The organism is Nocardiopsis dassonvillei subsp. dassonvillei DSM 43111, from assembly GCF_000092985.1.
Taxonomy (GTDB): domain Bacteria; phylum Actinomycetota; class Actinomycetes; order Streptosporangiales; family Streptosporangiaceae; genus Nocardiopsis; species Nocardiopsis dassonvillei.
Map to the genome: position 1 here is coordinate 5,019,987 of NC_014210.1, position 25,571 is coordinate 5,045,557.

Below are 25,571 nucleotides of genomic sequence, written 5' to 3' on the forward strand. Positions count from 1 at the left end.
GGCGGTTCGGCGAGCCAGGGCCGCGCCCCGGGCGGTCCCCCGCGCCGCTACAGCTTGCGGAAGTACCGCACGATCGGCAGCGCGGTGTAACCGGCGCGCTCGTAGGTGGCGCGGGCCGGGGCGTGACCGTCGTCGCCGCCCGTCTCGACCATGGCCACCGCCGCCCCCTGCTCCCGGATCCAGTCGGTGGCGGCCCCGGTCAGCGCCGTCCCCACGCCCCGCCCCTGGTGGTCGGGGTCGACGGCGAGCAGGTGGATCTCCCCCATGTCGTCGTCGGGGAGCATCCTGGCGGTGGCGAAGCCCGCGACCGCGCCGTCGGCCTCGGCGACCCACACGCGCTGGTCCCCGGCGTCGACGCTCCCGGCCACCTCGTCGTACTGGCTGCGCCGCCAGTCCGGGACCAGGACCGGGTAGACCTCCTCCCCCAGGACCCGGCGCAGCGACGCGTGCACCGGTTCCCACGCGCGCAGTGCCAGAGCGATGACCGCTTCCCTGTCGGACTCCCGGAACAGCCGGATCTCGATGCCCATGCGCCCAGGCTAGGGAGCGGCGGACCCGGGCGCACCGGGTTTCGCGGAGCGCGCGGGGCCCCGCGGACGGCGAAGGGGCGGCCCCGGCGCCCTGTCGCGCCGCGGCCGCCCCTCACGCCGGGGCTCAGCAGCCCCCGGCGACCGCCGGGATGATGGAGACCTGGGCGCCGTCGGCGACCTCGGTCTGCAGGCCCTTCTCGAAGCGCACGTCCTCGTCGCCGATGTAGACGTTGACGAAGCGGCGCACCTTGCCGCTGTCGTCCAGGATGCGGGCGCGGATGCCGGGGTAGTTGGCCTCCAGGTCGTCGAGGACCTCGGCCAGGGTGGCGCCCTCGGCGGAGACCTCGGAGGCGTCGTTGGTGTAGGTGCGCAGGATGGTGGGCACGCGGACGCTGGCGCTCATGGCGGACTTCCTTACTCGTGGGAGATGACGGGTGGTCGGGGCGGCCTGAGCCTGCTCTTACGGGGCCTCAGCGCCGGAGGGGTCGCTCGGGCGCCCGAACAACGAAAGTGCCGGGCTTCGCGTCCGTGGGGGGCGGTAGCCCGCCTCGTCGCGTGGCGCCCCTGCGGGCGACGGCGGGCGACGGGCGGGCCGAAGCGAAGCGGAGGCCCCGGAGGACACTGTCTAGGCCAGACCGGCGTCGGTGAAGGCGCTCAGCGACGGCTTGATCGTGGCGCTCACCCCGGCGTCGACGGCGTTCAGGGTCTTGAGCCCGTCACCGGTGTTGAGCACGACCGTCTCGGCCTTCGGGTCGAGCCTGCCCTCGCGGACGAGCTTGCGCAGCACGCCGGTGGTGACGCCGCCCGCGGTCTCGGCGAAGATGCCCTCGGTGCGGGCGAGGAGCTTGATGGAGTCGACGATCTCGTCGTCGCCCACGTGCTCCACCGATCCGCCCGTGCGCTTGGCGATGTCCAGCACGTAGGGCCCGTCGGCCGGGTTGCCGATGGCCAGCGACTTGGCGATGGTGTCGGGCTTGACCGGCTGGATGACGTCGATGCCCTTGTCCCAGGCCTGCGCGACCGGGGAGCAGCCCGTGGCCTGGGCGCCGAAGATCCGGTACGGGCGGTCCTCGACCAGGCCGAGCTTGACCAGTTCCTGGAAGCCCTTGTCGATCTTGGTGAGCTGGGAGCCGGACGCGATCGGGACGACGATCTGCTCGGGCAGGCGCCAGCCGAGCTGCTCGGCGATCTCGTAGGCCAGCGTCTTGGAGCCCTCGCCGTAGTAGGGGCGCAGGTTGACGTTGACGAAGCCCCAGCCCTCGCCCACCGGGTCGCCGATGAGCTCGGAGCAGAAGCGGTTGACGTCGTCGTAGTTGCCGTCGATGGCCACGACCTTGCCGCCGTAGACGGAGGCCATGACGACCTTGGCCTCCTCCAGCCCGGCGGGGATGAACACGCAGGACTCGAACCCGGCGCGCGCGGCGGCGGCGCCGACGGCTCCGGCCAGGTTGCCGGTGGAGGAGCAGGACAGGGTGGTGAACCCGAAGGTGCGGGCGGCCTCGACGGCGATGGCGACCACGCGGTCCTTGAAGGAGTGCGTGGGGTTGCCGGAGTCGTCCTTGACGTGGAGGGAGTCCAGGCCCAGCTCGGCCGCGAGGCGGTCGGCCCGCACCAGCGGGGTCAGGCCGGGGGCCATGTTGGGCAGCTCGGCGACGTTGGCCGGGACGGGCAGGAGGGAGCGGTAGCGCCAGATGCTCTTGGGGCCGCTCTCGATGTCGGCGCGGGTGACGGTCCCGAAGTCGTAGGCGACCTCAAGGGGGCCGAAGCAGAACTCGCAGGCGAACCGGGGGGTGAGTTCGTAGCGCTCGCCGCACTCGCGACAGGAGAGCGCGGTGCCGGGGCCGAAGGAGCGGGCGGCGGTGGGTTCGGTGGCGGCAATCGCCATGGCGAGGCGTCTCCCCTCATCTTTCCTGGCGGACACCTTGTCCCCAGGCCGGAGTTGGCACCTGTCCCAGCCGTCCCGCGGGTTCGCGGGTGTCACATGCTGGAATGGTTGCCGGGGCTTCGCAGGGCCGGTCCCTCCACCCCTCTGGATGAGCAATATGAAGTTTTGCGCTGGTCCTGTCGGATCCGCACCGCAACTGTAACGGAGGTGCCGGCCGGTTTTCCACGCCTGGTGACCCGGGTAACACGAAACGGCTCACATGGTGAGACGGCGCTGGTCCGGGCCGGGAGGGCGCACCCCCGGCGCGCTGGACGTGTGACGCGCACCCCCGCTGACCCGCGCGGGGTTTGGGGCGGCTGTCGACAGGCGAGACATAGGATGCGACCCCCTTTCACCACCGCCCCACCCCGATCGCTTTTTCTCCGAGAGGACGACCACGTGGACAAGGCACAGATCCTCATCGCCTCCAACAGAGGGCCCGTGTCCTTCTCGACCGCCGACGACGGCTCGCTGGAGCATCGGCGCGGCGGGGGCGGACTGGTGTCGGGGATGATCTCGGTCGCCACCGAGATCGACAGCATCTGGGTGTGCGCCGCCCTGTCCGACGCCGACCGGCGGGCCGCGGCGGAGGCGCCGCAGGCCCGGCTGGACCAGGCTTACGACCTGGACGGCATGCGGGTCCACATGCTGGACATCCCCCGGCAGACCTTCGACGGCGCCTACACCGGGGTGGCCAACTCGACCCTGTGGTTCGTGCAGCACATGCTGTACGACACCCCCAACAAGCCGTCCTTCGGTTCGCGCTTCCGGCGGACGTGGGAGGACTACACCGCCTACAACAACGCGTTCGCCGAGGCCCTGGTGGCCGGTGCCGCCGAGGGCGCCCGCGTCGCCGTGCAGGACTACCACCTGGCGCTGGTGCCGCGGATCCTGCGCGCGCGCCGCCCCGACCTGCGCATCGCGCACTTCTCACACACCCCGTGGGCTCCCCCGGAGTACTTCCGGATGCTGCCCGGTCAGGTCGCGCGCGAGCTGCTGGAGGGCATGCTGGGCGCGGACCGGCTGGGCTTCCTCAGCCCGCGCTGGGCGGACGCGTTCCTGCGCTGCTGCGAGGAGGTCCTGCGCGCGAAGGTCGACTTCGAGCGGCGCACCGTGGAGCACGGCGGCCGGGTGGTCGGGGTGGGCGTGCACGCCCTGGGCGCGGACGGGGAGGGGCTGCGCCAGAGCGCCGCCGACCCGGCCGTGGCCTCGCGCCGGAGCACCCTGGAGGAGGCGGTCGGCGACACGAGGCTGATCGTGCGGGTGGACCGCACGGAGCTGTCCAAGAACATCGTGCGGGGCCTGGAGGCCTACCGCGAGCTGCTGACCGCCCGCCCCGAGTGGCGGGGTCGGGTGACCCACTTGGCGTTCGCCTACCCGAGCCGGGGCGACGTGCCGGAGTACCGCGAGTACACCGACGCGGTGCTGCGGACCGCCAAGGAGATCAACGAGGAGTTCGCGACCCCCGAGTGGACGCCCCTGATCCTGGAGGTCAACGACGACTACCCGCGTTCGCTGGCCTCGTTCCAGCTGGCCGACGTGCTGCTGGTCAACCCGATCCGGGACGGCATGAACCTGGTGGCCAAGGAGGGCCCGGTCCTGTCGGAGCGGGACTCGGTGCTGGTGCTGTCGCACGAGGCGGGGGCGGCCGATGAGCTGGGCGGGCACGCGCTGCTGGTCAACCCCTACGACACCGTGGAGACGGCGGAGGCGCTGCACGAGGCGCTGTCGATGCCCGCTGAGGAGCGGCGCGGGCGCAGGGAGCGGCTGGCCGAGGCCGCGGTGGCGCTGCCGCCGCGCCGGTGGTTCCAGGACCAGCTGCGCTCGCTGGGCTGAGCCCGGAGGCGTCGGGGCGCGTCCGCGCGGTTTCCGCCCGCGGTCGCGCCCGCTGTTCCCGCCCGCCGGGGGCGCGTCCGCGCGGTCCCGGGGCCCGCGGGCGCGGATCGGCGGGTCCGGGGCCGCTGGGGCCCGGAGGCGGGGGCGCGTCCGCCGTCGGGAGACGGTACACGCCCCTGGCCGCGGCCCGGTCGGCCGGGAACCGGTCAGCCGGTGGCGCCCCTCCCGGCGTCCGCCTCGGCGAGGAGCCGGCGGATGATGTCGGTCTTGGCGTCGGCGTAGTCCTGGATGCGGTCCCAGGTCCGCCCGACCAGCTCGCGCTTGACCGCCGTGTAGCGTTCGCGCGCGTCGGCGTCGGCGATGAGGTGGTCGCGGAAGCGGCGCATGCGCTCGGCCTCCTCGCACCCCCGGCTGAACACGTGCAGGTTGAGGTTGACCTCGGAGCCCTTGAACACCCGGTGCTCGTACCAGTCGGGCTCCCTGATCACCAGGGGGTACCCGGCGGCTTCGAGGTCGGGCAGGTAGGCGGCCTCGTCCGAGGAGTCGGCGACGAGGAGCAGCAGGTCCACGCAGGGTTTGGCGGCGAGGCCGGGCACGGCGGTGGAGCCGACGTGCTCGAAGAGCAGCACGCGGTCGCCGAGGGCGGCGCGGACCCTCCCGTCCTCGCGCCGGAACAGGTAGGGCCACTTGGGGTCGTACTCGGAGAGGCGGACGCGCCCGTTGACGAGGTTGCGGAACTCGGGCGCGATCCCGGCCCGCGGCTCGCCCCGAGAGGGCAGAGGAGACGCTTCGAGGGGTGACATTCTCCAAAGCCTTGTCCCCTCGGGTGTCCGCGTCAAGCCCGTCCGGCGTTGCTTACATATGCACGCGCGGACGTGGCGTGACAGACCGTCGGGGGTCCGTGACGTGCGGCGACCACGCACCGTGTCCGGTGTCCGGTTCCGGCCGGGGAGGCGCACGGCGCGCCCGCCGGGCCCCGGTCGGCGGGCGGGGGCCGTACGGCCCCGGTTCCTAGTCGGGGACCGACACCACCAGCACCAGCGAACCCTCCAGCTCGGGCACTCCCCTCAGGTGTCCGAACCGGCGGTCCCAGGTCCCGTCGGCCAGGTCCCGGGACAGGTGGGCGGTGAACCGCTCGTGCACCGCCTCGTCCACCAAGCTCCACGACGAGCAGGACAGGCGCGCGCCCACCTCCAGCAGGCCCTCCGGCCGCCCGTAGTAGGCCTCGTTGAACCCGTCGGAGCAGTCCAGGGGCACGGGGACGGGCACGACGCTGGTGGCGCCGCCCAGCCCCGCGGCCAGGTCGGCGATCGCCGGGTAGCGGCGGGCCTCGGTGTCCAGGACCTCGGGCGCGTACTCGTGGAGCCAGAAGTCGCGCACCAGGTCCGGGTCGCAGGTGAGCACGGCCACGGGGCCCGCGGTGACCCGCCGGGCCTCGGCCAGCCCGGCCTCCAGGTCGCGCCACTGGTGGACGCTGAACGTGGTCATGGCGGCGTCGAAGGCCCCGTCGGGGAAGGGGAGGCTCTCGGCGACCGCGTCGAGCGCCGCGGGCAGGGTGTCCGGGCGTTTGGCCCGCATGCTGGCGGAGGGTTCCACCGGGGTGACCTCGCGGTCGAGGGGCTCGTAGGAGCCCGCGCCCGCACCGATGTTGAGGACCGTGCGCGCGTCACCGAGCGCGCGGTGCACGGCGGCCGCGATCCGCGGGTCGGGGCGGCGGTGGTCGGTGTAGGTGCGGGCGATGACACCGTAGTCGGCGTCGCCAGCGCTGCCGTCGGCCATGCGCGTCATATGCTCTCCGCCCTGTCGTGGGCGCGCCCGGGGCGGGGCGCCCGGCGGTGAGGACGCTATCCGCCGGGCGGAGCCGGACGCCAGTGCTTAACGGCCCCGCCGTCCGCACAGGCGGTGTGAGCGGCACCACACCGGTGGTGCCGTGCACCCGCCGGTTACGGCGCGTCCGGAACCGGAACCGGGGGTGTGGCAGGGCGTCCGGAACCGGGGCGTCCCGCCGGGAGCGGGGAGCCGAGGCAGGTCACCGCAGCGGCGCGCGTGGGAGCCGAGGGCCCCGAACAGGAGCCGTCCGCGCCCTCCCCCGAGGGGCGGGCACGGACGGCTCCGGTCGCTCAGTCGCGGCTCAGTTACCGCGCGTCTTGCGGCGGCGTCCGCCCTTGCGGCGGCGGTTGGCGGGCGCGGCCTCGGCGGCGCGCTCGGCGGCGATCTCCTCGTCCTGCTCGCGGCGCTCGGCCTTCACGCCGTAGGGGTCGGCGGTGGAGCGGCGCACCCACACGACCAGGATGAGCACTCCCAGGACCACCACGGCGCCGACGGTGACGAACCACGCCCACGCGGGCACCAGCCCCGACTGGTCGTCCCGCCCGGCCAGGTCCTCGTCGATGAGCGGGATGTCCTGGGCGACGCCGGACGCCTGCTGCTCCGCGCTGGGCAGGTGCAGCGCGGGCAGGCCGTCGGGGCCGGGCTGGGAGCCGTCCACCAGGGCGTCGCGGATCTGGTCGGGCCGCAGCTGCGGGTGCTCCGCGCGCATCAGGGCGGCGGCCCCGGCGACCATCGCGGCGGCGTAGGGAGCCCCGGTCACCTCGGCCTGGCCCGGTTCCGGTCCCGCCGTGACCAGGTCGGCCCCGGGGGCGGTCAGCGCGATCATCCCGGCCCCGGGCGCGCCCTGGATGAGGGCTCCGTCCTGGTCGGTCCCCGCGACGGTGAGCACGTTGGGGTCCTCGTCCTCCCCCGCCGGGCCGACGACCAGCGCGCCGTTGGAGGAGGCCTCCTGGGTGGCCTCGGCGAGGCCGGGCCCGGCGGGCTCGGGCAGCAGGATGACCTGGGCGCCCTCCTGGGAGGCGAACCGCACGGCCTCGGCGAGCTGGTCCCCCGTGGGCAGCACGAGCACGGTGGCCTCGGGCGCCACGCCCAGGACGCCGCCGTCGGCGTCCCTGCCGTACCCGTGGGCCGCGACCAGTCCGGCCGCGGCGTTGCCCTGCTCGATGTCGCCGTCGTTCTCACCGAACCGCGTGTCCAGCTGGACGTTGTCGACCAGGTCCGGGTGCCCCTCGTCGACGGAGACGCCCGGAAGCGCGACCGTGGCGCCCTGACCCTGGTTCTCCTCCCACAGCTGCGGCGCCCCCACGGCCTGGAGTCCCCACTGCTCGGGCCGGTAGTCGGGGATCAGGTCCGCCGCGGCCGGGGCCGAGGTCAGACCGAGGACGGCGGCGGTGGCGGCCGCGAAGACCGCGCTGGCCCCGCCACGGGCGCGGCGTGTGTGTATCCTGTTGCGGCTGTTGCCCCCGAGCACGTCAGGCTCCCTCGAACGATGCGGTCGACGTTCCACGCGGCCCTGGCCGGACCCCGGCAATTCTGTCACGTGCACAGGATTCAGGCGTGTACAAGTGGCCTGAGGGGTAGAGAACGTAACTGTATCCCTGGTGCCAGTCCTGCGGTTTCGGCTCCTCATCCGGCATGTCGAGTCGCTAGCATGAGTCGGGCCGATCCGGACAAACCAATTTCCCGTCCAGGGGGTGTCCCATGCCGAATATCGGTCCGACCGAAGACGGTCAGTCGGCCCTCGCCGAGCGCGAGCAGCGCATCCTCGCCTTCGAACGCCAGTGGTGGAAGTTCGAGGGCTCCAAGGAACAGGCGATCCGCGACGAGTTCGGGTTCTCCGCGACCCGCTACTACCAGCTGCTGAACGGGCTGGTGGAACGGCCGGAGGCCCTCGCCTTCGACCCGATGACCGTCAAGCGGCTGCGTCGGCTGCGCGCCGACCGCCGCCGTCAACGCAACGCACGCCAGCTGGGCATCCAGCTCTGACGTTTCCCGCTATCCCTCTTCTTTGGGTCGTTCCTACCCACCCCGCGCCCCGGTGACGACACCCGCGGTCCCGTCGGCGCCCTCCGCCCGGGCCACCCCCACGGCGGAGAGCGGCAGCGCCGTCCCACGAGGCCGACCGCGCGCCCGACACAGCACGGACATCCGCTGAAACAACCGTCACACACGCGGTGGAGTCACGTCGGCGCGGGGACGCGTCGGTAGTCTGGCGGTCCCGCCCGGCCCGCATCAGCGGCCCCACCGGAAAGGCCCTCCATGTCCCTGCCCCAACCCAGCACGGACGCCGGACGCACCGCGCTCGACGCCTTCCTCGCCGCACCCGAGCGGGCGCTGGCCGCCTTCGACTTCGACGGCACGCTCGCGCCCATCGTCGCCGACCCGCGTACGTCCGCCCCCTACCCGGGGATCGTGGACGTGCTCGCCGACCTGGCCGGGCTCCTGGGCTCGGTCGCCGTGGTCACCGGCCGCCCCGCCGAGACGGCGGTGCGGCTGGGCGGCCTGGACCGGGTGCCCGGCATCACCGTGCTGGGCCACTACGGCGCCGAACGCTGGGAGGACGGGCGTGTGGCCGCGGCGCCCGCACCGCCCGGCGTGGCGGTGGTGCGCGAGGAGCTGCCCGGCCTGCTCGACGACCTGGGCGCCCCGGAGGGCACCTGGATCGAGGACAAGGGGCGCTCGCTGGCGGTGCACACCCGGCGCACCGCCGACCCGGACGGCGCGCTCGCCCTGCTCACGCCCCCCTTGAGCGAACTGGCGCGGCGGTCGGACCTCCAGGTGGAACCGGGCCGGATGGTGGTCGAGCTCCGTCCACAGGGTGTGGACAAGGGCGCGGCGCTCACCGCGCTCGTCGCCGAGACGGGCCCGCGCGCGGTGCTCTACGCCGGTGACGACCTCGGCGACCTGCCCGCGTTCGACGCCGTGGTGGGCCTGCGGTCCCAGGGCGTCCAGGGCCTGAACGTGTGCTCGTCCTCGGACGAGGTCACCGCCGTGGCCGAGGCCGCCGACCTGGTCGTCCCGGGCCCCGCGGGGCTGGCCGACCTCCTGGGCTCGCTCGCCGGGGCGATCCGCGACGCCTCGGGGGCGTGACGTCCCCGGGACGTGACGCCTTCGGGCAGGACCCCGCCGGGACGTGACGCGCGCACGCGTTGACCGAAGACGTGGGCGGTGCGGCGTGCGGGGTCTCCCTGCCGACGCAGCCGCCCCCTGCCCCGGCCCCGGTCCGCCGCGTGGGTGCGCTCCCAGCGCCCGCGTGCGCCGTCGCCGCCCGTCTCAGGACGAGGACTCGTGCGCCTGCGGCGTGAGCGCCGACCGCGCGGCCGACCGCAGGTCCACCAGCCCGGTCCGGTCGCGCCCGTAGTGCACGGCGTTGGTGAGCACGCCCACGTACCGGCCGCTCTGCGGGTGCATGAACAGGCTCGTCCCGGTGAAACCGTTGTGGTAGACCACTCCCTCCGGGGTGACCAGCCAGCCCAGGCCGCGCCACAGCCTCGCCCCCGCGTCCACGTGCGGCTGCCAGCTCGCGCGCACGTAGGAGGACGGCACCGGTCCCTGGCCCCCGTCGTGCATCCGCAGGATCTCCCGGGTGAACGCGCCGAGGTCGATGGCGGTGCTGAACACCCCGGCGTGCCCCGCCACGCCGCCCATCAGCGCGGCCGCCTCGTCGTGCACCACCCCCCAGGTGGGAGCGGCTCCGGGGATGCGGCGCTCGGTGGGCGCAACACCGGGCGAACGCGGCAGGGGTCCGAATGCGGTGGAGCGCATGCCCATCCGCTCCCACAGATCGCGGGACAGCCGGTCCAGGCCCGTGCCGTAGAGGCGTTCCAGGAGCATGCCGAGCAGGATGAACCCGCGGTCGACGTAGGCGTAACCGGGCTCCTCCAACGGGTCGGCGAGGATGGCCTCCGCGAGGTCCTGGTCGGTGCCCACGTATCTCTCCAGCCAGGTCACCGGGTTGAGGCGGCCGGTGTGGGTGAGGATCTGCCGTGTGGTGACCTCCGCACCGGGCAGGTGGTCCACGTCCAGGTACTCCGACATCGGGGCGTCCAGGTCCATGATCCCCTCGGCGACCGCCTGGCCGACCAGCGGCCAGGTCGCCATGACCTTCGTCAGGCTAGCGACGTCGTAGGCCACGTCCGGGGCGGTGTCGTGCTCGCCGTCGATGCGGCCGACGGCGACGAACTCCCACATGCCGCCGGTGCCGATCACGGCGGCCCCGCCGGGCAGCCACCCGGCGTCCACCATCACCTTCAGAACGCCCCGAATCCGCGCCCCTGTCTCCGTGAGCCAGTCACCATCACGCACAACACGCCTCCCCCCGGGTGGTCTCGTCTTCCGGCGATACCCCGTTATCAGGTTGTTGTCACACGGGTCCCGGAGGTGCACAGGACGAAACCCCCGCAGGTCGCAGCCGTAATGAGGGTCGCGGCGCACGGCGGAGTAGTCTGGCGCCGGAGAAGCCCCGAGGAGGACGATGAGCAGCCAGACCCCCGTGCCCGCAGGTTTCCGCGGCGTGGCCGGAAACATCGGGATCAAGGACCCCAACGACGACTTCTTCGCGGTGGTGTCGGAGGTCCCCGCCCGCGTGTCCGCCGTGTTCACCCGGTCGCGGTTCGCCGGACCCAGCGTGCTGCTCAGCCGCCGTTCGGCGGCCGACGGCAGCGCGCGGGGGGTCGCGGTGATCGCCCGCAACGCCAACGTGGCCACGGGCAGGGTCGGCGACAGCCACGCACACGAACTCCAGGAGCGCGTGGCTCGGGCCGCGGGGGTGCCGCCCGAGGAGGTGCTGGTCGCCTCCACCGGCGTGATCGGCCGCCCGTACCCGATCGAGAAGGTGCGCGCCTACCTGGACGCGCTGCCCGAGGAGTTCCCCCCGGCGGACCTGGACCGCTCGGCCGCGGCGATGATGACCACCGACACCCGGCCCAAGACCGCCTCGGCGACGGTGGGCGGGGCGACGCTGACGGGCATCGCCAAGGGAGTCGGCATGATCGAGCCGAACATGGCGACCATGCTGGCCTGGTTCTTCACCGACGCCGAACTGGAGCAGCCGGTGCTGGACGAGGTGTTCCGTCGGGTGGTGGACCGCACGTTCAACGCGCTGAGCATCGACACCGACACCTCCACCAGCGACTCGGCGGCGGTGTTCGCCAACGGGCTGGCCGGGCCGGTGGACGTGGCGGAGTTCGAGGCGGCGCTGCATGAGGTGGCCCTGAAACTGGTGCGGATGATCGCCTCCGACGGCGAGGGCGCCAGCAAGCTGATCGAGGTGCGCGTGACCGGCGCGCGCGACGACGCCCAGGCCAAGCGGGTGGCCAAGGCCGTGGTGAACTCCCCGCTGGTGAAGACCGCCGTGCACGGCGCGGACCCCAACTGGGGCCGGGTGACGATGGCGGTCGGCAAGTGCGAGGAGGAGACCGACATCCTCCCCGACAACGTGCGGATCTCCTTCGGTGACGTGGAGACCTACCCGGCGGAGGCCACGGACGAGGTGCTGGAGCGCGCCGCCCAGCACATGAAGGGCGACGAGGTGGTGATCGGCGTCGGCCTGGGCATCGCCGACGGCGCCTTCACGGTCTACGGGTGCGACCTGACCGAGGGGTACATCCGGATCAACGCCGACTACACGACCTGAGCCACCGGTCCGGGCCCGGAGGGGTTTCGGACAGTCAGGTCGGTCGGTCGCGGTCGGCGTCGCCGTGCACAGCGGAGGCGGCCCCGCCCTTGTCCCCAGGGGTGGGGCCGCCTCTTCCTCGGCGGGTTCCCGGATACTCCCGCGCCACGGGTCAGTGCACGCTGAGCCCGCCGTCGGCGGCCAGCGTCTGCCCGGTGACGAAGGCGGAGGCGTCCGAGGCGAGGAAGACCGCCAGACCGGCGAAGTCGCGGGGGAGGCCGTTGCGGCCGACCATGGTGCGGGCCGCGAGTTCCTCCTCGCGGCCGGGCACCGCGACCGTGTGCATCGTCATCGGCGTGACCACGAAACCGGGAATGATGGTGTTGGCGGTGACGCCGTGGGGCGACCACGCCTCGGCCTGGGAGCGTGAGAGCCCGCCGACGGCGGCCTTGCTGACGCCGTACACCCCCGAGTTGCCGAACGCGCTCCACGTCTGCTGGGAGCCGATGTTGAGGATCCGGCCCCAGCCCCGCTCGGCCATCCGCGGCCCGCACGCCTGGCCCAGCAGGTACGGCGCGGTGAGGTTGACCGCCAGTGTCTCCTCCCAGACCTCCTCCGACGTCTCCCCCAGCGGGGGCCGGTGGTTGACCGCGGCCGAGGTCACCAGGATGTCCGCCCCCGTCACCGGTTCACTCGCGCAGAGCTCCCCGAGCGCGTCGCGGTCGGCCAGGTCGACCGGGGTGGTGCCGACCTCGATGCCCTGGACGGCGAACTCCTCCGCCGTCTGGGCCAGGCGTCCGGCGTCGCGGGCCACCAGGTGCACGCTCGCCCCGGCGCGTCCGAGGGCCTCGGCGACGCCGCGGCCGATGCCCGAGTTCCCTCCCGTCACGAGGGCACGGCGGCCGGTGAGTCCGAACAGTTCGTCCAGATAGGCCCGGTGCTGGCCGGTGCGGTCGCTCAAGAGAAGCCCCCTGTCGGGTCGTACGAATGGCAGGGCGGCGCAGACCGCCGCTCCGCGAAGTCTGCCGCCCGGGAACGCGCACGTCGGAGGCGGCCCCACCCTTGTCCACAGGGGGTGGTGCCGCCTCGTCTTCCGCGGTTTCCTGGTTACAGGGGGCCGCGGCCTCCAGCGGCACGGGCGTGCCCGGAGCCCGCAGAGCCGCCGGCGTGCCCGCGAACCCGTGCGGCATCGACGCGCCCGGGGCCCGAGGAGGCGCCCCGGCGGGCCCAGGACCGGGTTCGGCGTCTGCGCGGACCCGATCCAGGGTCTGCGCAGGTCCGGCCCGGTAAGGGGCTTCCGCGCGCAGGACCGGACCCCGCTCCCGGCTAGATGTGGACGGCCGGGCCGTCGGTCATCCTGCCCGAGCGCATGAACAGCGACAGCACCGCGGCGACCAGCATCACCGCCGCCGCGATGGTGAAGGCGAGTTGCAGCCCTTCCATGAACGCCAGGTTGCTGGCCCCGGTCACGGCCGCCACGACCTCCGGGGTCGCGCCCTCGGGCAGCACCGCGCCGCCCTGGGCCACGGCGCTCTGCATGTCCGCCAACTCCTCGGCGGCGGGTTCGGCCAGCCCCGCGGCGGCGAAGTGGCCGGGCAGGGTGGCGACGATGGTCGCGGACATGACCGCGCCCAGGACCGCCGTGCCGAGCGAGCCGCCCAGCTGCATGGCGGCCTGCTGCACCGCCGAGGCCACACCGGCGTAGCGCACGGGCGCGTTGCCGATGATGGCCGCCGTGGCACCGGTCATGATCAGGCTCAGGCCCATGCCGAGCAGGACGAACGCGGCCGAGATGTAGAGCACTCCCGTGTCGGTCCGCAGCAGCGACAGCATGAACATGCCCGCCGACGCCAGCAGCAGGCCCACCGTCGTGGGCGGCCGGGCGCCGACCCGGTCCAGGACCCGGCCCGCGATCGGCGAGGTGACCGCCATCAGCGCGGTCATGGAGATGAGCTGGAGTCCGGTCTGGGCGGGGCTCATGCCCCGCACGCCCTGGAGGTAGAAGGTGATGAAGAACAGCGACCCCATCAGGCTCAGCGCCATCGCGACCGTCAGGACGGCGCCGATGGAGACCGAGGGGTTGGCGAACAGGGCGAGCGGGAGCAGGGGCTGTTCCGGGCGCCGCTCCCACACCAGGAAGGCCACGGCGAAGACCGCCGTGACGGCGAGCGAGCCCAGTGTGACGGGGTGGCCCCAGCCCACGCTGGGCGCCTCCACCAGGGCCCACACCAGGGCGAAGATGGCGATGCTCAGCAGCACGATGCCGGGCACGTCCATCCGGCTTCCGGCGTCGGTCGGCTTGTTGGCGGCCAGCAGCCACAGACCGAGTCCGAGGGCGACCGCGCCCACCGGGACGTTGATGTAGAAGACGGACTCCCAGCCGAAGGAGCCGACCAGTACGCCGCCCAGGATGGGGCCGCCCGCCGTGGCGGCGCCGATGAGGCTGCCGAAGACGCCGAAGGCCCGGCCGAGCTTGCTGGGCGGGAAGCTGGCGCGCAGCAGACCCATCGCCGAGGGCAGGAGCAGCGCGCCGAAAACCCCTTGCAGCACCCGGAAGGCGACGAGCATGATGACACCGGCCGACAGCGCGATCGCCACCGAGCTGAGTACGAAGCCGACCGCGCCCACGAGGTAGGTGTTGCGGTAGCCGAAGCGGTCGCCGATCTTGCCCGCCGTGATCAGGAAGACCGCCAGGCCGAGCAGGTAGCCGTGGGTCACCCACTGGAGTTCGGCCAGCGAGGCGCCCAGGCTCGTGCCGATCGCGGGGTTGGCGACGGCCACGATGGTGCCGTCCAGCGCCACCATCATCACGCCGAAGGCGATGGCGACCAGGGTCGCCCAGGGGCTCTCCGTCCAGCGCTGCTTCCGCTCCGTCTCCGTCTCCGGAGCAGCCTTCGGGACGGTCTGTGCGGTCATGGTTCCCCCTGCGTGCCGGTGCCGATGTCGTCGTCCGCATGATTATGTCTGCCACTGACTCTTTGCAGCAAGTGCGTTTTGTCAGCCGCTGACGTAATCTGTTTCACACGGTATCCTCGGTCGACAGGGCCGGAATCAGCGGGCAGAGCCAACACGCGGGAGGCACGTCCATGAGCACGACGAGCGCCGAACCGGAGGAGCAGCTCGGGCTGCGCGAGCGCAAGAAGGCCCGGATGCGCGAGTCCCTCATGGAGTCGGCGCTGCGCCTGTTCCACGAGAACGGTTACCAGCGGACGACGACAGAGGAGATCGCCTCCTGCGTCGGGGTCTCCCAGCGCACGTTCTTCCGCTACTTCGGCTCCAAGGAGGACGTGGTCCTGGAGGCGGTCGAGGACCTCGACGAGCAGCTGTTCGCGGCCCTGCTGGCCCGCCCCGCCGAGGAGCCGCCGTTCACCGCGCTGCGCAACGCGATGCTCGACCACTGGGCCTACCTCGAACGCGAGATGCTCCACCTCCGGGGCAGCGCCATGGGACTGGTGTCCGAGAGCCCCGAGCTGATCGAGGTCAACATGCGCTACTGCCACCGCAGGCAGGAGCGGCTGGCCCGGGCGCTGGGCGAGCGCACCGGCGCGGACCCGGTCACCGACCCCCGCCCGGGGGTCCTGGCCTCGGTGTTCCTGTCCGTGCTCAACAGCGGCCACCAGGCGTGGTGCGCGTCCGGCTCCAGCGACGTGGAGAAGCTGGTCCAGGCGTTCCTCGACCGGTTCGACCTGGTGCCCGAGGTGGTCGGCGGCCGTTGGGAGGGCCCGCGCGGCTGAGCGGCTGCCCGACCTCGCGGGACCTCCCTTGGTTCGCACGGGGAGCTCCAGACGTACAGGACGCACCGGGTCGCCGACCGCGACCCGAGGCGGAGTCCGACGACACCGCCATGGGATGATCCCGTCCACCATGTGTACTGATCGGTTATGGAGGTCGGCGATGTTCGCGTTGCCCCTGGATGTGGACGGCGCTGAACTGCGCCCGCTCGAACCCCGGCACGCCGAGGAGTTCCTGGCCAACATCGACCGGGGGCGCGAGTTCATCGGACGCTACATCGCGCTCCCGGACGTCATCGTGGACCTGGAGTCGAGCCGGTCCTACCTGCGCTCGTACGCGGAGAAGGCCGCCACCGACACCGGAGGGATCTACGGAATCTGGTCGGGCGACAAGCTGCTCGGCGGCGTCCTCTTCCGCACGATGGACCTCAAGCACGGCACCGCCGAGGCGGGCTGCTGGCTGGAACCGTCAGCCGTGGGGCGAGGGCTGGTGACCAGGGCCGCGCGGCGGATCATCGACTGGGCCGTCGAGGAGCGGGGCGTCCACCGGGTGGAATGGCACGCCTCGTCAGCGAACGAGGCCAGCACCGCCGTGGCCCGGCGGCTCGGGATGACGCGGGACGGCGTGCTGCGGGAGAGCTACGTCTACCGGGGCGAGCGCCACGACATGGAGGTCTGGTCGGTGCTCGCTCCGGAGTGGCGCGCGCAGCGCCAGTCCTCCTGACGCCCGCGCCCGAGGCGGCTCGGAGGCAGTCGGCTTCCTCATCCGCCGGGGCGCGGACCAGCCAGGCGCGGGCGGCCCGGCGGCCGGAAGAACCAGGTGCGCGCCACCGCGGAGACGGCATCCGGGAACTCCGGCGGCGGAGCGGCCCCTTCCGGTGGGACGATGGGCACACGTACCGCAGACGGCCACACCCCGGCCGATCCCACGAACGAAGAAGAGCACACCACCATGCCCGAGAAGTTTCTGCCCAGCACCACGACCGAGCAGGAAGCACGCGACCTGTTCACCCGGCTCGACACGGACCAGGACGGCTCCATCAACATCCACGAGTGGCTGGTGTACGCCGAGCGGGACCTGGGACTCGACCGCATGAGCGCGCTGCACGCCTTCGCCCTCGACGTCGACACCGACCACGACCTGCTCATCAGCCAGGACGAGTTCGTCCGGATCGGCACACAGGGGGCCTGAGGGCCCCGACGCCCCGTGCCGCCCCTGCGTACCGGACACACGCCGACCTCGGACCGGGTGACCCCCTGACGAAAGCCGGTGCGGGGGGATCGGCCAAAGCCCGTCGGGCCCGGTCCGTCCCCACCATGGGAGGTCCTGCGAATCCTCCGTTCGGGGGAGGCGCGCGCGGAGCGGTCGCCGGTAGCGTGCGGAGGGCTCCCACCGTCCGACCACGGACGGTGGACCCCGTACAGAGCCTTGTGAATGGAGAACACCCGTGCTCCTCGCCCGAAGCGCCGCGCTGGCCGCGGCCTCCGGACTGTTGCTCACCGGCGTTGCCGCCCCCGCCTCGGCAACCCCGGGCCCGGAACCGGAGTGGCGGCTGTGCTCCGACGTCGCCCGGGGGTGGGACGGGAACGACGACCGCACCCTGTGCGCCACCGTCCCGGTGCCCTTGGACCACGAGGACCCCGACGGGCGCACGATCGGCATAGCGGTGACCCGTGTGCCCGCCACCGGGGAGAACACCTATCCCATCCTGTTTAACCCCGGCGGCCCGGGGCATCCGGGCGTGACCATGCCCGGGCGCATCCTCGACAGCGAGGCCGCGGACCTGGCGCTGGACCACGACCTCGTGGGCTTCGATCCGCGCGGCGTGGGTTACAGCGACGCCGTGGAGTGCGGTCTGGAGGGGACCGCCCCCGACCCCGGCCTGAGCGACGAGGAGAGCGCACGGCACGTCGCCGAGGAGCAGAGCCGGATCAATCGCGAATGCCACGCCCGGGATCCCGAGTTCGTGGACTCGCTGACCGCGGAGAACGTGGCCCGGGACATGGATCTGATCCGCGAGGCGCTGGGAGCGGAGACGATCGGTTTCTACGGAGTGTCCTGGGGAACCCTGCTCGGCGCCGCCTACAGGTCGATGCACGACGACCGGGTCGAGGCCATGCTCCTGGACTCGGTGATGTCGCCCGAGGCCAGTGTCACCATGTTGGACGAGGGGCAGGCCATGGCCGCCCAGGCCGCGTTCCACCGCTTCACCGACTGGCTGGCCGAGCACGACGACCACTACGGGCTCGGCACGGAGTCCGACCGCATCCGGGACGAGGTCTACGGGCTGCGGGAGGAACTGGCCGATGAGCCCCGCACCGGCCCCGACGGGACGGTCGTCGACGGCGGCGCCGTGACCGCGCTGCTGGCCACCCCCGAACGCGAATGGCCCGCCAACGCCCGCTCCCTCGTCACGCTCCTCGACGGAGGCGTGCCCGGGACAGGGGTCGCCCGCGGACCGGTCTCCGGCGCCGGTTGGGACTCCGAACCCGTCTTCGACGCCTTCGCGCAGGTGTCACTGCTCTGCAACGACTCCGACAGCCCGCGCGACTTCGACCAGGTGTGGCAGCACCGGTTGGAGCGGGCCGAACGGTACCCCGTCATGGGCACCCTGGGCTTCTACGAGCACTCCTGTGTCGGCTGGCCCGAGGAGGGCGCGGCTCCCGACCTGACCCACGGGGACAGCCCTCTGCAACTGGTGGGCCACGTCAACGAGATGGTCACCCCGCACGACTGGGCGCTGGACATGAGGCGGGTCGTCGGCGGAGAGGTCATGAGTGTGGAGGACGACGGGCACGGGACCCTGTCGGGCCTGGACTGCGCCGCGGCGGCCGTGGACTTCTTCAACACCGGGCGGACCACCACGCGAACGTGCCCGGGACCGCCCGCGCCGACTCCCGAGGGCTGAGGACCGGTTCGCCCACGGCCGTGCGCCCTCCCCTGTCCCGGATGCGGGGAGGAGAGGGCGCACGGCGTGCCCGGGTGGGCGTCAGCGGTCGACCGCCTCCGGGTGGGCGGCGGCCCTGACCGCCTCGCGCGCCTGTTCGGCGCTGGAGGCCGCGACCGCCAGGTCGGCCAGTCTGCGGCAGTCACTGTGGGTGTGCAGGGCCAGCGCGTGGCGCACGGCGGGCAGCGCGGGCGCGGACATCGACAGGCTGGTCGCGCCCAGTCCCACCAGCACCAGGGCCAGCAGCGGGTCGGCGGCGGCCTCGCCGCACACGCCCACCGGGCGTCCCGAGCGCTCCCCCGCGCCGCCCACGGTGCCCACCAGCTGGAGCAGCGCGGGCTGCCAGGGGTCGAGCAGGTCGGGCAGCGCGCCGAGGGTCCGGTCGGTTGCCATGGTGTACTGCGCCAGGTCGTTGGTGCCGATCGACACGAAGTCCACCCGGGACAGCAGCCGGTCGGCGAGCAGCGCCGCGCCGGGCACCTCGATCATCACGCCGACCTGGTCGATCCCGGCCTCGCGGGCGAGGGAGACGAACTCCTCCGCCTCGTCGGGCGTGGACACCATCGGCGCCATGACCCGGACCTTGGCGGAGGTCTCCCGGGTGGCGGCGGCGATGGCCTGGAGCTGGTCGGTGATCAGGTGGGGGTGCACCCGCGAGGTGCGGAAACCCCGTACGCCGAGCGCGGGGTTGTCCTCGTGGCCGGTGGACGCGAAGGCCAGGGGCTTGTCCGACCCGGCGTCCAGGGTCCGCACCGTGACCGTGCGCCCGGCGAACGCCTCGAACAGGGCCGTGTAGGAGGCGGTCTGCTCCTCGACGGTGGGCGGGTCCGAGCGCTCCAGGAAGAGGAACTCGGTGCGCAGCAGCCCCACGCCCTCGCTGTCGTGGGCACCGGCCTTCTGCGGGTCGCCCTCACCGACGTTGAGCAGCAGCGAGACCGGAACGTCGTCGGCGGTCCGGCCCGGACCGGTGGCCTCGGCCAGCAGGGCGCGCCGCCGCTCGGTGCGCTCGCGCATCCGCTCGGCGAGCTCCTCGTCGGGCTCGACCTCGACCGTTCCGGCGTCGCCGTCCACCGCCACCGGCGTCGCGTCGAGCAGTTCGGCGGCCCCCGCGCAGCCGACCACGGCCGGGATGCCGAGCGACCGGGCCAGGATGACCGTGTGGCTGGTGGGTCCGCCGTAACGCGTGACGATGGCGAGCACGCGCTCGACGTCGAGCTGCACGGTGTCGGCGGGCGCGAGGTCGTCGGCGACCAGCACGTGCGGGACGCCGGGGTCGGGCAGCCCGGGCATCGGCAGCTCCAGGAGCACGGCGGTCGCCCGGTCCCGGATGTCGGCGAGGTCGGCGGCGCGTTCGGCGAGGTAGCCGCCCGCCGCCTGGAGCAGCTCCTGGTAGGCGCCGCAGGCCGCGTGGACGGCCCAGGCCGCGGGGTCCCCGGCATCGGTGCGCTCCGCGGCGCGGCGCGCGAGTTCGGGGTCGCGGGCCATGAGCGCCTGGGCGCTCAGCACGGCCGCCGCGTCGCCCTGGAGGTCGGCGGCCTGGCTTTCGAGCAGCTCGGCCACCTGTTCCAGGGCCTGCCGTGCCCGGGCGGCCTCCTCTCCCGGGTCCACGACGGTGGGCCGCTGGTCGGGCAGGGACGGCGGCGGGGCCATCCGCGCCACCGGGCCGACTGCGGCTCCCGGGCTGGCGGGGATACCCGTCAGCCGGGTGTCACCGGTTGCGGCGGGGAGGGGTTCGGTCTTCGCCATGGTCGCTCCGTACGTCGGAAAGGGCCAGAGGGAGGGGCCACGGCCGGCGAACGGCCGTGGGAGGACTCCCGTATCCAGGAAACCCCGGGCGGGCGGGCGGCGGTAGCCCCTGTGGACAACCCGGGAGGACGGGGGCGCGACCGCGCCCGCACGTCGTGGGAACGCCGCCGCCCCCGGGCGGGCGGGTACCGCCGCCGCACCGGGGCGGCGACGGTACCGCCTTCGCGCACGCGCGCTACGGCTGGATGGTCACCTTGATCGCGGTGCCCGAGGCCACCGTCTCGATGGCCTTGTGCACGTCGGACAGGGACATCCGCTCGGTGATCAGGTCCGCCACCGGCACGGCGCCGGAGGAGATCAGCTCCAGGGCGCGGCGGTTGTGCTCGGGGCTGGAGCCGTTGGCGCCGAAGATCGAGATCTCCCGGTAGTGCACGGCGTTGGAGTCCAGCTGGATGATCGGCGCGTCCTTGGGCAGGCCGCCGAAGAAGCTGATCCGGCCGCTGCGCGAGACCATGCGCAGCGCGTCCTCCTGGGCGCGCCCGGAGGCGGCGGCGGTGATGACGACGTCGGCGCCCCGGCCGTCGGTCAGGCGGAGCACCTCCTCCACGGCGTCGGTCTCGGCGCCGCAGATCGACGCGTCGGGCTGGACGATGTCGGCGGACATGTCCAGGCGGCCCCGGTTGAGGTCCACCAGGTAGACCTTCGCGGCGCCGCGCGCACGGGCCAGCCGGACGTGCAGGCAGCCGATCGGCCCGGCGCCCATGACCACGACCGTGTCGCCCTCGCCGACTCCGGCGATCTCCTGGCCGTTGAGCACGCACGCCAGCGGCTCGGCGACGGAGGCCTCGGCCAGGTCGATGTTGTCGGGGACGCGGTTGACCCCGTCCACGGCCAGGACCGACTCGGGGATGATCATGTACTCGGCGAAGCCGCCGTCGTAGTGGTAACCCATGGACTCCTGGCGCGAGCACACGGTGAACCGGCCGTCGGAGCACTCCACGCAGGTGCCGCAGGGGATGGCGGCGATGACCTGGACGCGGTCGCCCTCGGCCCAGCCGGTGACGCCCTCGCCCACCTCGACGATCCGCCCGGCGATCTCGTGGCCGATCACGCGGGGCGGACGGATGTGGTGGTGTCCGTGCCGGGAGATCTTCACGTCGGTGCCGCACGTGGAGCAGTTGACGACGGCGATCTTGAGCTGTCCGGGTCCGGCGGTCGGCTCGGGGGCCTGCTCCAGTCGGATGTCACCGGGGGCGTAGAAGCGGGCGACGAGCATGTTCGGGCCTTTCTGCTGGGCCCGCCGGCCCTGGGTCAGGGGACCGGCGGGTGGTTCGGTTGGGCTCAGCCGTCCTGTAGGGGGCCGAGCAGTTCGAGGACGTCGGACGTGGTACTGGCGGAGCGCAGGCGCGCCGCCTTCTCCGGGTCGGTGAGGATCCCCGCCAGCGAGGACAGCACACCCAGGTGCTCGTCCCCGGAGGCGGCGATGCCGATGGCCACGTGGACGGTGGGACCGCCCCAGTCGACCCCGCCGGGGAACTGGACCACGGCCAGCGCGGTGCGCTTGACCAGGGCCCGCGAGGCGTCCGTGCCGTGCGGGATGGCCACGCCCTCGCCGACGAAGGTGGGGATGGAGGCCTCCCGCTCGTGCATGGCGGGCACGTAGCCGGGTTCGACGGCGCCCAGTTCGACGAGCAGGGCACCGCACTGGTCGATGGCGTCGGCCCGGTCGGCGGCCTCGCGGCCCAGCCGGACGGCGTCCTCGGTCAGCGCCAGATCATTCGGCAAGGGTGCTCCCGTTCTTCACAGCCTGCTCCAGGCGGGTGAACGCCGGGTCTCCCAGGAACATCTGGAAGCTGATGACGACGGTGCCGGGCACCCGGGTCCGGGCCCGGTCGACGAGCCCGGTGTGGCACAGGACCACGTCGGCGCCCTCGGGGATCCGGTCGACCGGGGAGTGCTCGACGGACACGCCGTACGGGGACAGGGTCTTGCTCAGCTGCGAGGTGAGCAGGACGCTGCTGCCCATGCCCGCGTCGCAGGCGACGACGACCTTCTTGATGTCGGAGCCCTCGATAGTGCTCATCAGCTGTTCTCCTGGTTCTGAGCGGCTTCCTGCTTGGCCTTCTCCTCGCGCTCGGCCTTGCGCTCGGACCGGCCGAAGCCGAGCAGGAGCGAGGCGATGACGAAGGAGACGATGGTGGCGGCGACGACCCCGGCCAGGACCGACAGGTGGCCTCCCTGCGGGGTGACCGCCATGATCGCGATGATGCTGCCGGGGGAGGCGGCGGAGACGAGCCCGGCGTCCATGATCATGAAGGTCGCGACGCCGGACATACCGCCGCCGATCGCGGCGAGGATCAGCTTCGGCTGGGCGAGGATGTACGGGAAGTAGATCTCGTGGATCCCGCCGAAGAAGTGGATGACGGCCGCGCCGGGCGCGGTGGCGCGGCTGACCTTGGAGCCGAAGAACATCAGGGCCAGCAGGATGCCCAGGCCCGGTCCGGGGTTCGACTCGATGAGGAACTCGATGGCCCTGCCGTCGGCGACCGCGCGGGCCGTGCCCAGCGGGGTGAAGACGCCGTGGTTGATGGCGTTGTTGAGGAACAGCACCTTGGCGGGCTCGACGATGACCGAGACCAGCGGCAGCAGGCTCAGGTCGATGAGGAACTGCACGCCCTTGCCCAGGCCGGTGGCGATGCCCTCCACGACCGGTCCGACCGCGTAGACGCCCAGGGCGGCCAGGATCGCGGCGAGGATGCCGGCGCTGAAGTTGTTGACCAGCATCTCGAAGCCGGCCTTGATGCGCGGCTGGACGACCCGGTCGAAGTGCTTCATGAGGTAGGCCGCGAACGGACCCATGAACATCGCGCCCAGGAACATGGGGATGTCCGCGGAGACGATCACGCCCATGGTCGCGGCCGCGCCGACCACGCCGCCGCGCCTGTCGTGCACCAGCGCGCCGCCGGTGTAGGCGATCAGCAGCGGCAGCAGGTACTTGATCATCGGGTCGACGAGCCCGGCCATCTGCTCGTTGGGCCACCACCCGTCGGGGATGAACAGGGCGGTGATCAGGCCCCAGGCGATGAACGCGCCGATGTTGGGCATCACCATGCTCGACAGGAACCCTCCGAAGCGCTGTACTCCGGAGCGCACCGAGGCGAGTCTGTCCGTGCTCTGCTGTGTGGTCATGGGGGACCTCCTGGGAGGTGCGGCGGGCGGATCGCCCGCCGGTGAGGTGGGGAGGGGCAGTGGGTGTCGGTGTTGGTGTGGGTGGGCGCGGGGTGTTCCGGGGCGGGGCGGTCCCGGACGGTGGAACCGCCCCGCTCGGTGTCCCGCCCTGGTCAGACCACCTGGACTCGGGGTCCGGCGGCCTCCAGTTCGTCGGCGAGACCGCTGGCGAGACCGGTGTCGGTGATGACCAGATCGAGGTCCTCGACCGCCGCGAAACGGGCGAAGTGGTCGTTGCCGACCTTGGTGTGGTCGGCGAGCAGGACGCAGCGGCGGGCCGAGGCGATCATGGTCCGCTTGACCTCCGCCTCCGCGGGATCGGGTGTGGTGAGCCCGCGTTCGGTGGAGATCCCGTTCGCCGCCATGAAGGCGACGTCGACGTAGGACTCGGCGAGGGAGCGCAGCGCCCAGGCGTCGACGGTGGCCTGGGTGCGGGTGCGCAGGCGCCCGCCGAGCAGCATGAGGTTGATGTGGGTACGCGGGGCGAGCGTGAGGGCGATGGACAGGGAGTTGGTGACGACGGTGAGTTCGCGGTCGGCGGGCAACTGCTCGGCGAGGCGTCCGGTGGTGGACCCGGCGTCGAGCAGGATGGCGCCCTCCTCCGGGAGTTCGGCGAGAGCCGCCTTGGCGATGCGCTCCTTCTCCTGCGTCATGACGGAGTCGCGCACATTGAGGGCGGGCTCGAAGCCCAGCCGCTCGACGGGGATCGCGCCACCGTGGACCCTGCGCAGGACCCCGTGGCGTTCGAGTGCCGTGAGGTCGCGCCTGATGTTCTCGTACGTGACGTCGAACTCCGCGGCGAGTCCCGTCACGTCGACCCGGCCGTCCCGCCGGGCGCGTTCGAGGATCGCCTTCTGGCGCTCTTCCGCGTACATGTTGGATCACCTGTGTTTCGGTGTGGTTTTCTGTGAGTTTAATGGTGTTGCCTGGGACACACAAGAGGTACCTTGAACCAATATCCCAGCAACACTGCTCGTCGCGAAGCCCCTACGGTCCGCCCGAACCCACCAGGAGTGTTTCCCCTCGCTCCGACTGCGCCCGCGCACCGGGACACCGGTGACACGAGCTCCACCCGCCCGTGACCGACAGTGGCCAAAACCGGAAACCAGGGCACAACAGCATTGACACACGCAGGCAAACACACATAATCAAAGGTAGTCCCACATCCGGACCGGGCCGGGCGCAGCCACCTCGAAAAGAGCACCCATGATCCTGACCCTCACCCCCAACCCGAGCGTGGACCACACCCTGGAGGTCAGTCACCTGACCCGCGGTGAGGTCCTGCGCGTGGGCTCCACCCGCGCGCAGGCGGGCGGCAAGGGCGTCAACGTCTCCCGCGCGCTGCGCCGCGCCGGCGTGCCCACACGGGCGGTACTGCCCGTGGGCGGCGGCGGAGGCGCCGAGCTGACCACCCTGCTCGGGGACCTGCCCTGCGTCGCCGTCCCCATCGAGGGCGAGACCAGGGGCAACATCGCCGTCACCGAGGACGACGGCACCACCACCAAGCTCAACGCACCCGGTCCCGTGCTCTCCCCCGAGGAGACCGACGCCCTGCTCTCCGCCCTGGAGAGCGAGCTGGACCGGGGGCCGGCGTGGGTGGTGGCCAGCGGCAGCCTCCCCTCCGGCACCCCCGACGACCTGTACGTGCGCGTCGCCGAACTGGCCGCCTCCTACGGGGTCCCGCTGGCCCTGGACACCTCCGGCAAACCCCTGGAGGCCGCGGCCCGCGCGGGGTCGGTGGCCCTGCTCAAGCCCAACCAGGAGGAGCTGGCCGAGCTGATCGGCCGGGAACTGACCACCGTGGGCGCGGTCACCGAGGCCGCCCGCGAGGTCCTGGGGTGGGGCAACGGCTCCGCCCTGGTGACACTGGGGGGCCACGGTGCGATACTCGTGGACCCCGAGCACACCTGGTGGGCGCGCGGGCCCCGGGTCCGCACGCGCAGCACGGTGGGCGCGGGCGACTGCGCCCTGGCCGGGTTCCTGGGCGCGGAAGGCTCCCCCGAGGACCGGCTGCGGCACGCCGTGGCGTGGGGGACCGCCGCGGTCTCCCTGCCCGGAACCACCGTCCCCTCCCCCGACGACGTGGCCGCCGACGCGATCACCGCGGTGGCCGACCCCGACCCGCAGTGGCCGGTCGACACGCTCTGACCCGGGCCCCCGCCCAACCGACGATCTCCCGACGAC

General features: G+C 72.8%; 24 protein-coding genes and 1 riboswitch. Of the genes, 9 read left to right on the forward strand and 15 right to left on the reverse strand.

What is annotated here, in order from left to right; genetic code table 11:
• Positions 1–47 precede the first annotated feature (47 nt).
• From NDAS_RS20770 to thrC, 3 genes are all read right to left on the reverse strand, one after another.
• Positions 48–530, reverse strand: coding sequence for a GNAT family N-acetyltransferase (locus tag NDAS_RS20770; protein WP_013155202.1), 483 nt, complete (start codon positions 528–530; stop codon positions 48–50).
• A 124-nt stretch (positions 531–654) separates the two neighbouring features.
• Positions 655–933, reverse strand: coding sequence for a ubiquitin-like small modifier protein 1 (locus tag NDAS_RS20775; protein ID WP_013155203.1), 279 nt, complete (start codon positions 931–933; stop codon positions 655–657).
• Positions 934–1,155: 222 nt separating this feature from the next.
• On the reverse strand, positions 1,156–2,415 hold the full coding sequence (gene thrC, locus NDAS_RS20780; RefSeq protein ID WP_013155204.1) for a threonine synthase: 1,260 nt from the start codon (positions 2,413–2,415) through the stop codon (positions 1,156–1,158).
• Positions 2,416–2,428: 13 nt separating this feature from the next.
• Positions 2,429–2,570: riboswitch (SAM riboswitch) on the reverse strand.
• Between the two features lie 283 nt (positions 2,571–2,853).
• Here thrC and NDAS_RS20785 point away from each other — a divergent pair.
• Complete coding sequence (locus tag NDAS_RS20785) at positions 2,854–4,290, forward strand: alpha,alpha-trehalose-phosphate synthase (UDP-forming) (protein WP_013155205.1); 1,437 nt, start codon at positions 2,854–2,856, stop codon at positions 4,288–4,290.
• 206 nt (positions 4,291–4,496) lie between these two features.
• Here NDAS_RS20785 and NDAS_RS20790 read toward each other — a convergent pair whose 3' ends face one another.
• The 3 genes from NDAS_RS20790 to NDAS_RS20800 all read right to left on the reverse strand — a co-directional run bounded on the left by NDAS_RS20790 (position 4,497) and on the right by NDAS_RS20800 (position 7,591).
• A complete protein-coding gene (locus tag NDAS_RS20790) occupies positions 4,497–5,093 on the reverse strand; it encodes a GrpB family protein (protein WP_013155206.1) in 597 nt (198 codons plus the stop codon).
• Positions 5,094–5,301: 208 nt separating this feature from the next.
• Positions 5,302–6,078 (reverse strand): class I SAM-dependent methyltransferase, encoded by a 777-nt coding sequence (locus tag NDAS_RS20795; protein ID WP_013155207.1) that lies wholly within the window; start codon positions 6,076–6,078, stop codon positions 5,302–5,304.
• Positions 6,079–6,421: 343 nt separating this feature from the next.
• Entirely contained in the window at positions 6,422–7,591 is a 1,170-nt protein-coding gene (locus tag NDAS_RS20800) for a S8 family serine peptidase (protein ID WP_013155208.1), read from the reverse strand.
• Positions 7,592–7,821: 230 nt separating this feature from the next.
• Here NDAS_RS20800 and NDAS_RS20805 point away from each other — a divergent pair, with 230 nt between their 5' ends.
• Both NDAS_RS20805 and otsB read left to right on the forward strand, forming a co-directional pair.
• Positions 7,822–8,106: a DUF3263 domain-containing protein gene (locus NDAS_RS20805; protein ID WP_013155209.1), complete on the forward strand. Its 285-nt coding sequence runs from the start codon at positions 7,822–7,824 to the stop codon at positions 8,104–8,106.
• A gap of 273 nt (positions 8,107–8,379) precedes the next feature.
• Positions 8,380–9,210, forward strand: a complete 831-nt coding sequence (gene otsB / locus NDAS_RS20810; protein ID WP_013155210.1) for a trehalose-phosphatase — start codon at positions 8,380–8,382, stop codon at positions 9,208–9,210.
• 183 nt (positions 9,211–9,393) lie between these two features.
• On the opposite strand, the gene NDAS_RS20815 is transcribed toward otsB, so the two are convergent.
• Entirely contained in the window at positions 9,394–10,365 is a 972-nt protein-coding gene (locus NDAS_RS20815; RefSeq protein WP_210745588.1) for a serine hydrolase domain-containing protein, read from the reverse strand.
• A 229-nt stretch (positions 10,366–10,594) separates the two neighbouring features.
• Between NDAS_RS20815 and argJ the strand changes: the two genes are divergently transcribed.
• Positions 10,595–11,755, forward strand: coding sequence for a bifunctional glutamate N-acetyltransferase/amino-acid acetyltransferase ArgJ (argJ, locus tag NDAS_RS20820; RefSeq protein ID WP_013155212.1), 1,161 nt, complete (start codon positions 10,595–10,597; stop codon positions 11,753–11,755).
• Between the two features lie 151 nt (positions 11,756–11,906).
• Here the strand turns inward: argJ and NDAS_RS20825 are convergent, their stop codons facing one another.
• Positions 11,907–12,695 (reverse strand): SDR family NAD(P)-dependent oxidoreductase, encoded by a 789-nt coding sequence (locus NDAS_RS20825; protein WP_013155213.1) that lies wholly within the window; start codon positions 12,693–12,695, stop codon positions 11,907–11,909.
• A gap of 365 nt (positions 12,696–13,060) precedes the next feature.
• Entirely contained in the window at positions 13,061–14,650 is a 1,590-nt protein-coding gene (locus NDAS_RS20830) for a DHA2 family efflux MFS transporter permease subunit (RefSeq protein ID WP_013155214.1), read from the reverse strand.
• A 170-nt stretch (positions 14,651–14,820) separates the two neighbouring features.
• On the opposite strand from NDAS_RS20830, the gene NDAS_RS20835 reads away from it, so the two are divergent.
• The 4 genes from NDAS_RS20835 (at position 14,821) to NDAS_RS20850 (ending at position 18,374) form a co-directional block, all read left to right on the forward strand.
• A complete protein-coding gene (locus NDAS_RS20835) occupies positions 14,821–15,468 on the forward strand; it encodes a TetR/AcrR family transcriptional regulator (RefSeq protein ID WP_013155215.1) in 648 nt (215 codons plus the stop codon).
• Positions 15,469–15,628: 160 nt separating this feature from the next.
• On the forward strand, positions 15,629–16,189 hold the full coding sequence (locus tag NDAS_RS20840) for a GNAT family N-acetyltransferase (protein ID WP_013155216.1): 561 nt from the start codon (positions 15,629–15,631) through the stop codon (positions 16,187–16,189).
• A gap of 228 nt (positions 16,190–16,417) precedes the next feature.
• Positions 16,418–16,657, forward strand: a complete 240-nt coding sequence (locus tag NDAS_RS20845; protein WP_013155217.1) for an EF-hand domain-containing protein — start codon at positions 16,418–16,420, stop codon at positions 16,655–16,657.
• Positions 16,658–16,913: 256 nt separating this feature from the next.
• Positions 16,914–18,374 (forward strand): alpha/beta fold hydrolase, encoded by a 1,461-nt coding sequence (locus NDAS_RS20850; RefSeq protein ID WP_013155218.1) that lies wholly within the window; start codon positions 16,914–16,916, stop codon positions 18,372–18,374.
• 81 nt (positions 18,375–18,455) lie between these two features.
• Here the strand turns inward: NDAS_RS20850 and ptsP are convergent, their stop codons facing one another.
• The 6 genes from ptsP to NDAS_RS20880 form a co-directional block, all read right to left on the reverse strand.
• The gene (gene ptsP / locus NDAS_RS20855; RefSeq protein ID WP_013155219.1) at positions 18,456–20,159 is read right to left on the reverse strand and encodes a phosphoenolpyruvate--protein phosphotransferase; all 1,704 of its coding nucleotides are present in this window, start codon (positions 20,157–20,159) and stop codon (positions 18,456–18,458) included.
• 235 nt (positions 20,160–20,394) lie between these two features.
• A complete protein-coding gene (locus tag NDAS_RS20860) occupies positions 20,395–21,435 on the reverse strand; it encodes a zinc-dependent dehydrogenase (RefSeq protein WP_013155220.1) in 1,041 nt (346 codons plus the stop codon).
• 65 nt (positions 21,436–21,500) lie between these two features.
• A complete protein-coding gene (locus NDAS_RS20865; protein WP_013155221.1) occupies positions 21,501–21,944 on the reverse strand; it encodes a PTS sugar transporter subunit IIA in 444 nt (147 codons plus the stop codon).
• Positions 21,934–22,242 (reverse strand): PTS sugar transporter subunit IIB, encoded by a 309-nt coding sequence (locus NDAS_RS20870; protein WP_013155222.1) that lies wholly within the window; start codon positions 22,240–22,242, stop codon positions 21,934–21,936. The genes NDAS_RS20865 and NDAS_RS20870 overlap by 11 nt, the downstream gene beginning before the upstream one ends.
• Entirely contained in the window at positions 22,242–23,348 is a 1,107-nt protein-coding gene (mtlA, locus tag NDAS_RS20875; RefSeq protein ID WP_013155223.1) for a PTS mannitol transporter subunit IICB, read from the reverse strand. Before mtlA ends, NDAS_RS20870 begins: the two co-directional genes overlap by 1 nt.
• A gap of 152 nt (positions 23,349–23,500) precedes the next feature.
• On the reverse strand, positions 23,501–24,262 hold the full coding sequence (locus NDAS_RS20880; RefSeq protein ID WP_013155224.1) for a DeoR/GlpR family DNA-binding transcription regulator: 762 nt from the start codon (positions 24,260–24,262) through the stop codon (positions 23,501–23,503).
• 331 nt (positions 24,263–24,593) lie between these two features.
• Between NDAS_RS20880 and pfkB the strand changes: the two genes are divergently transcribed.
• Positions 24,594–25,535, forward strand: a complete 942-nt coding sequence (pfkB, locus tag NDAS_RS20885) for a 1-phosphofructokinase (RefSeq protein WP_013155225.1) — start codon at positions 24,594–24,596, stop codon at positions 25,533–25,535.
• The last annotated feature ends 36 nt before the right edge of the window (positions 25,536–25,571 follow it).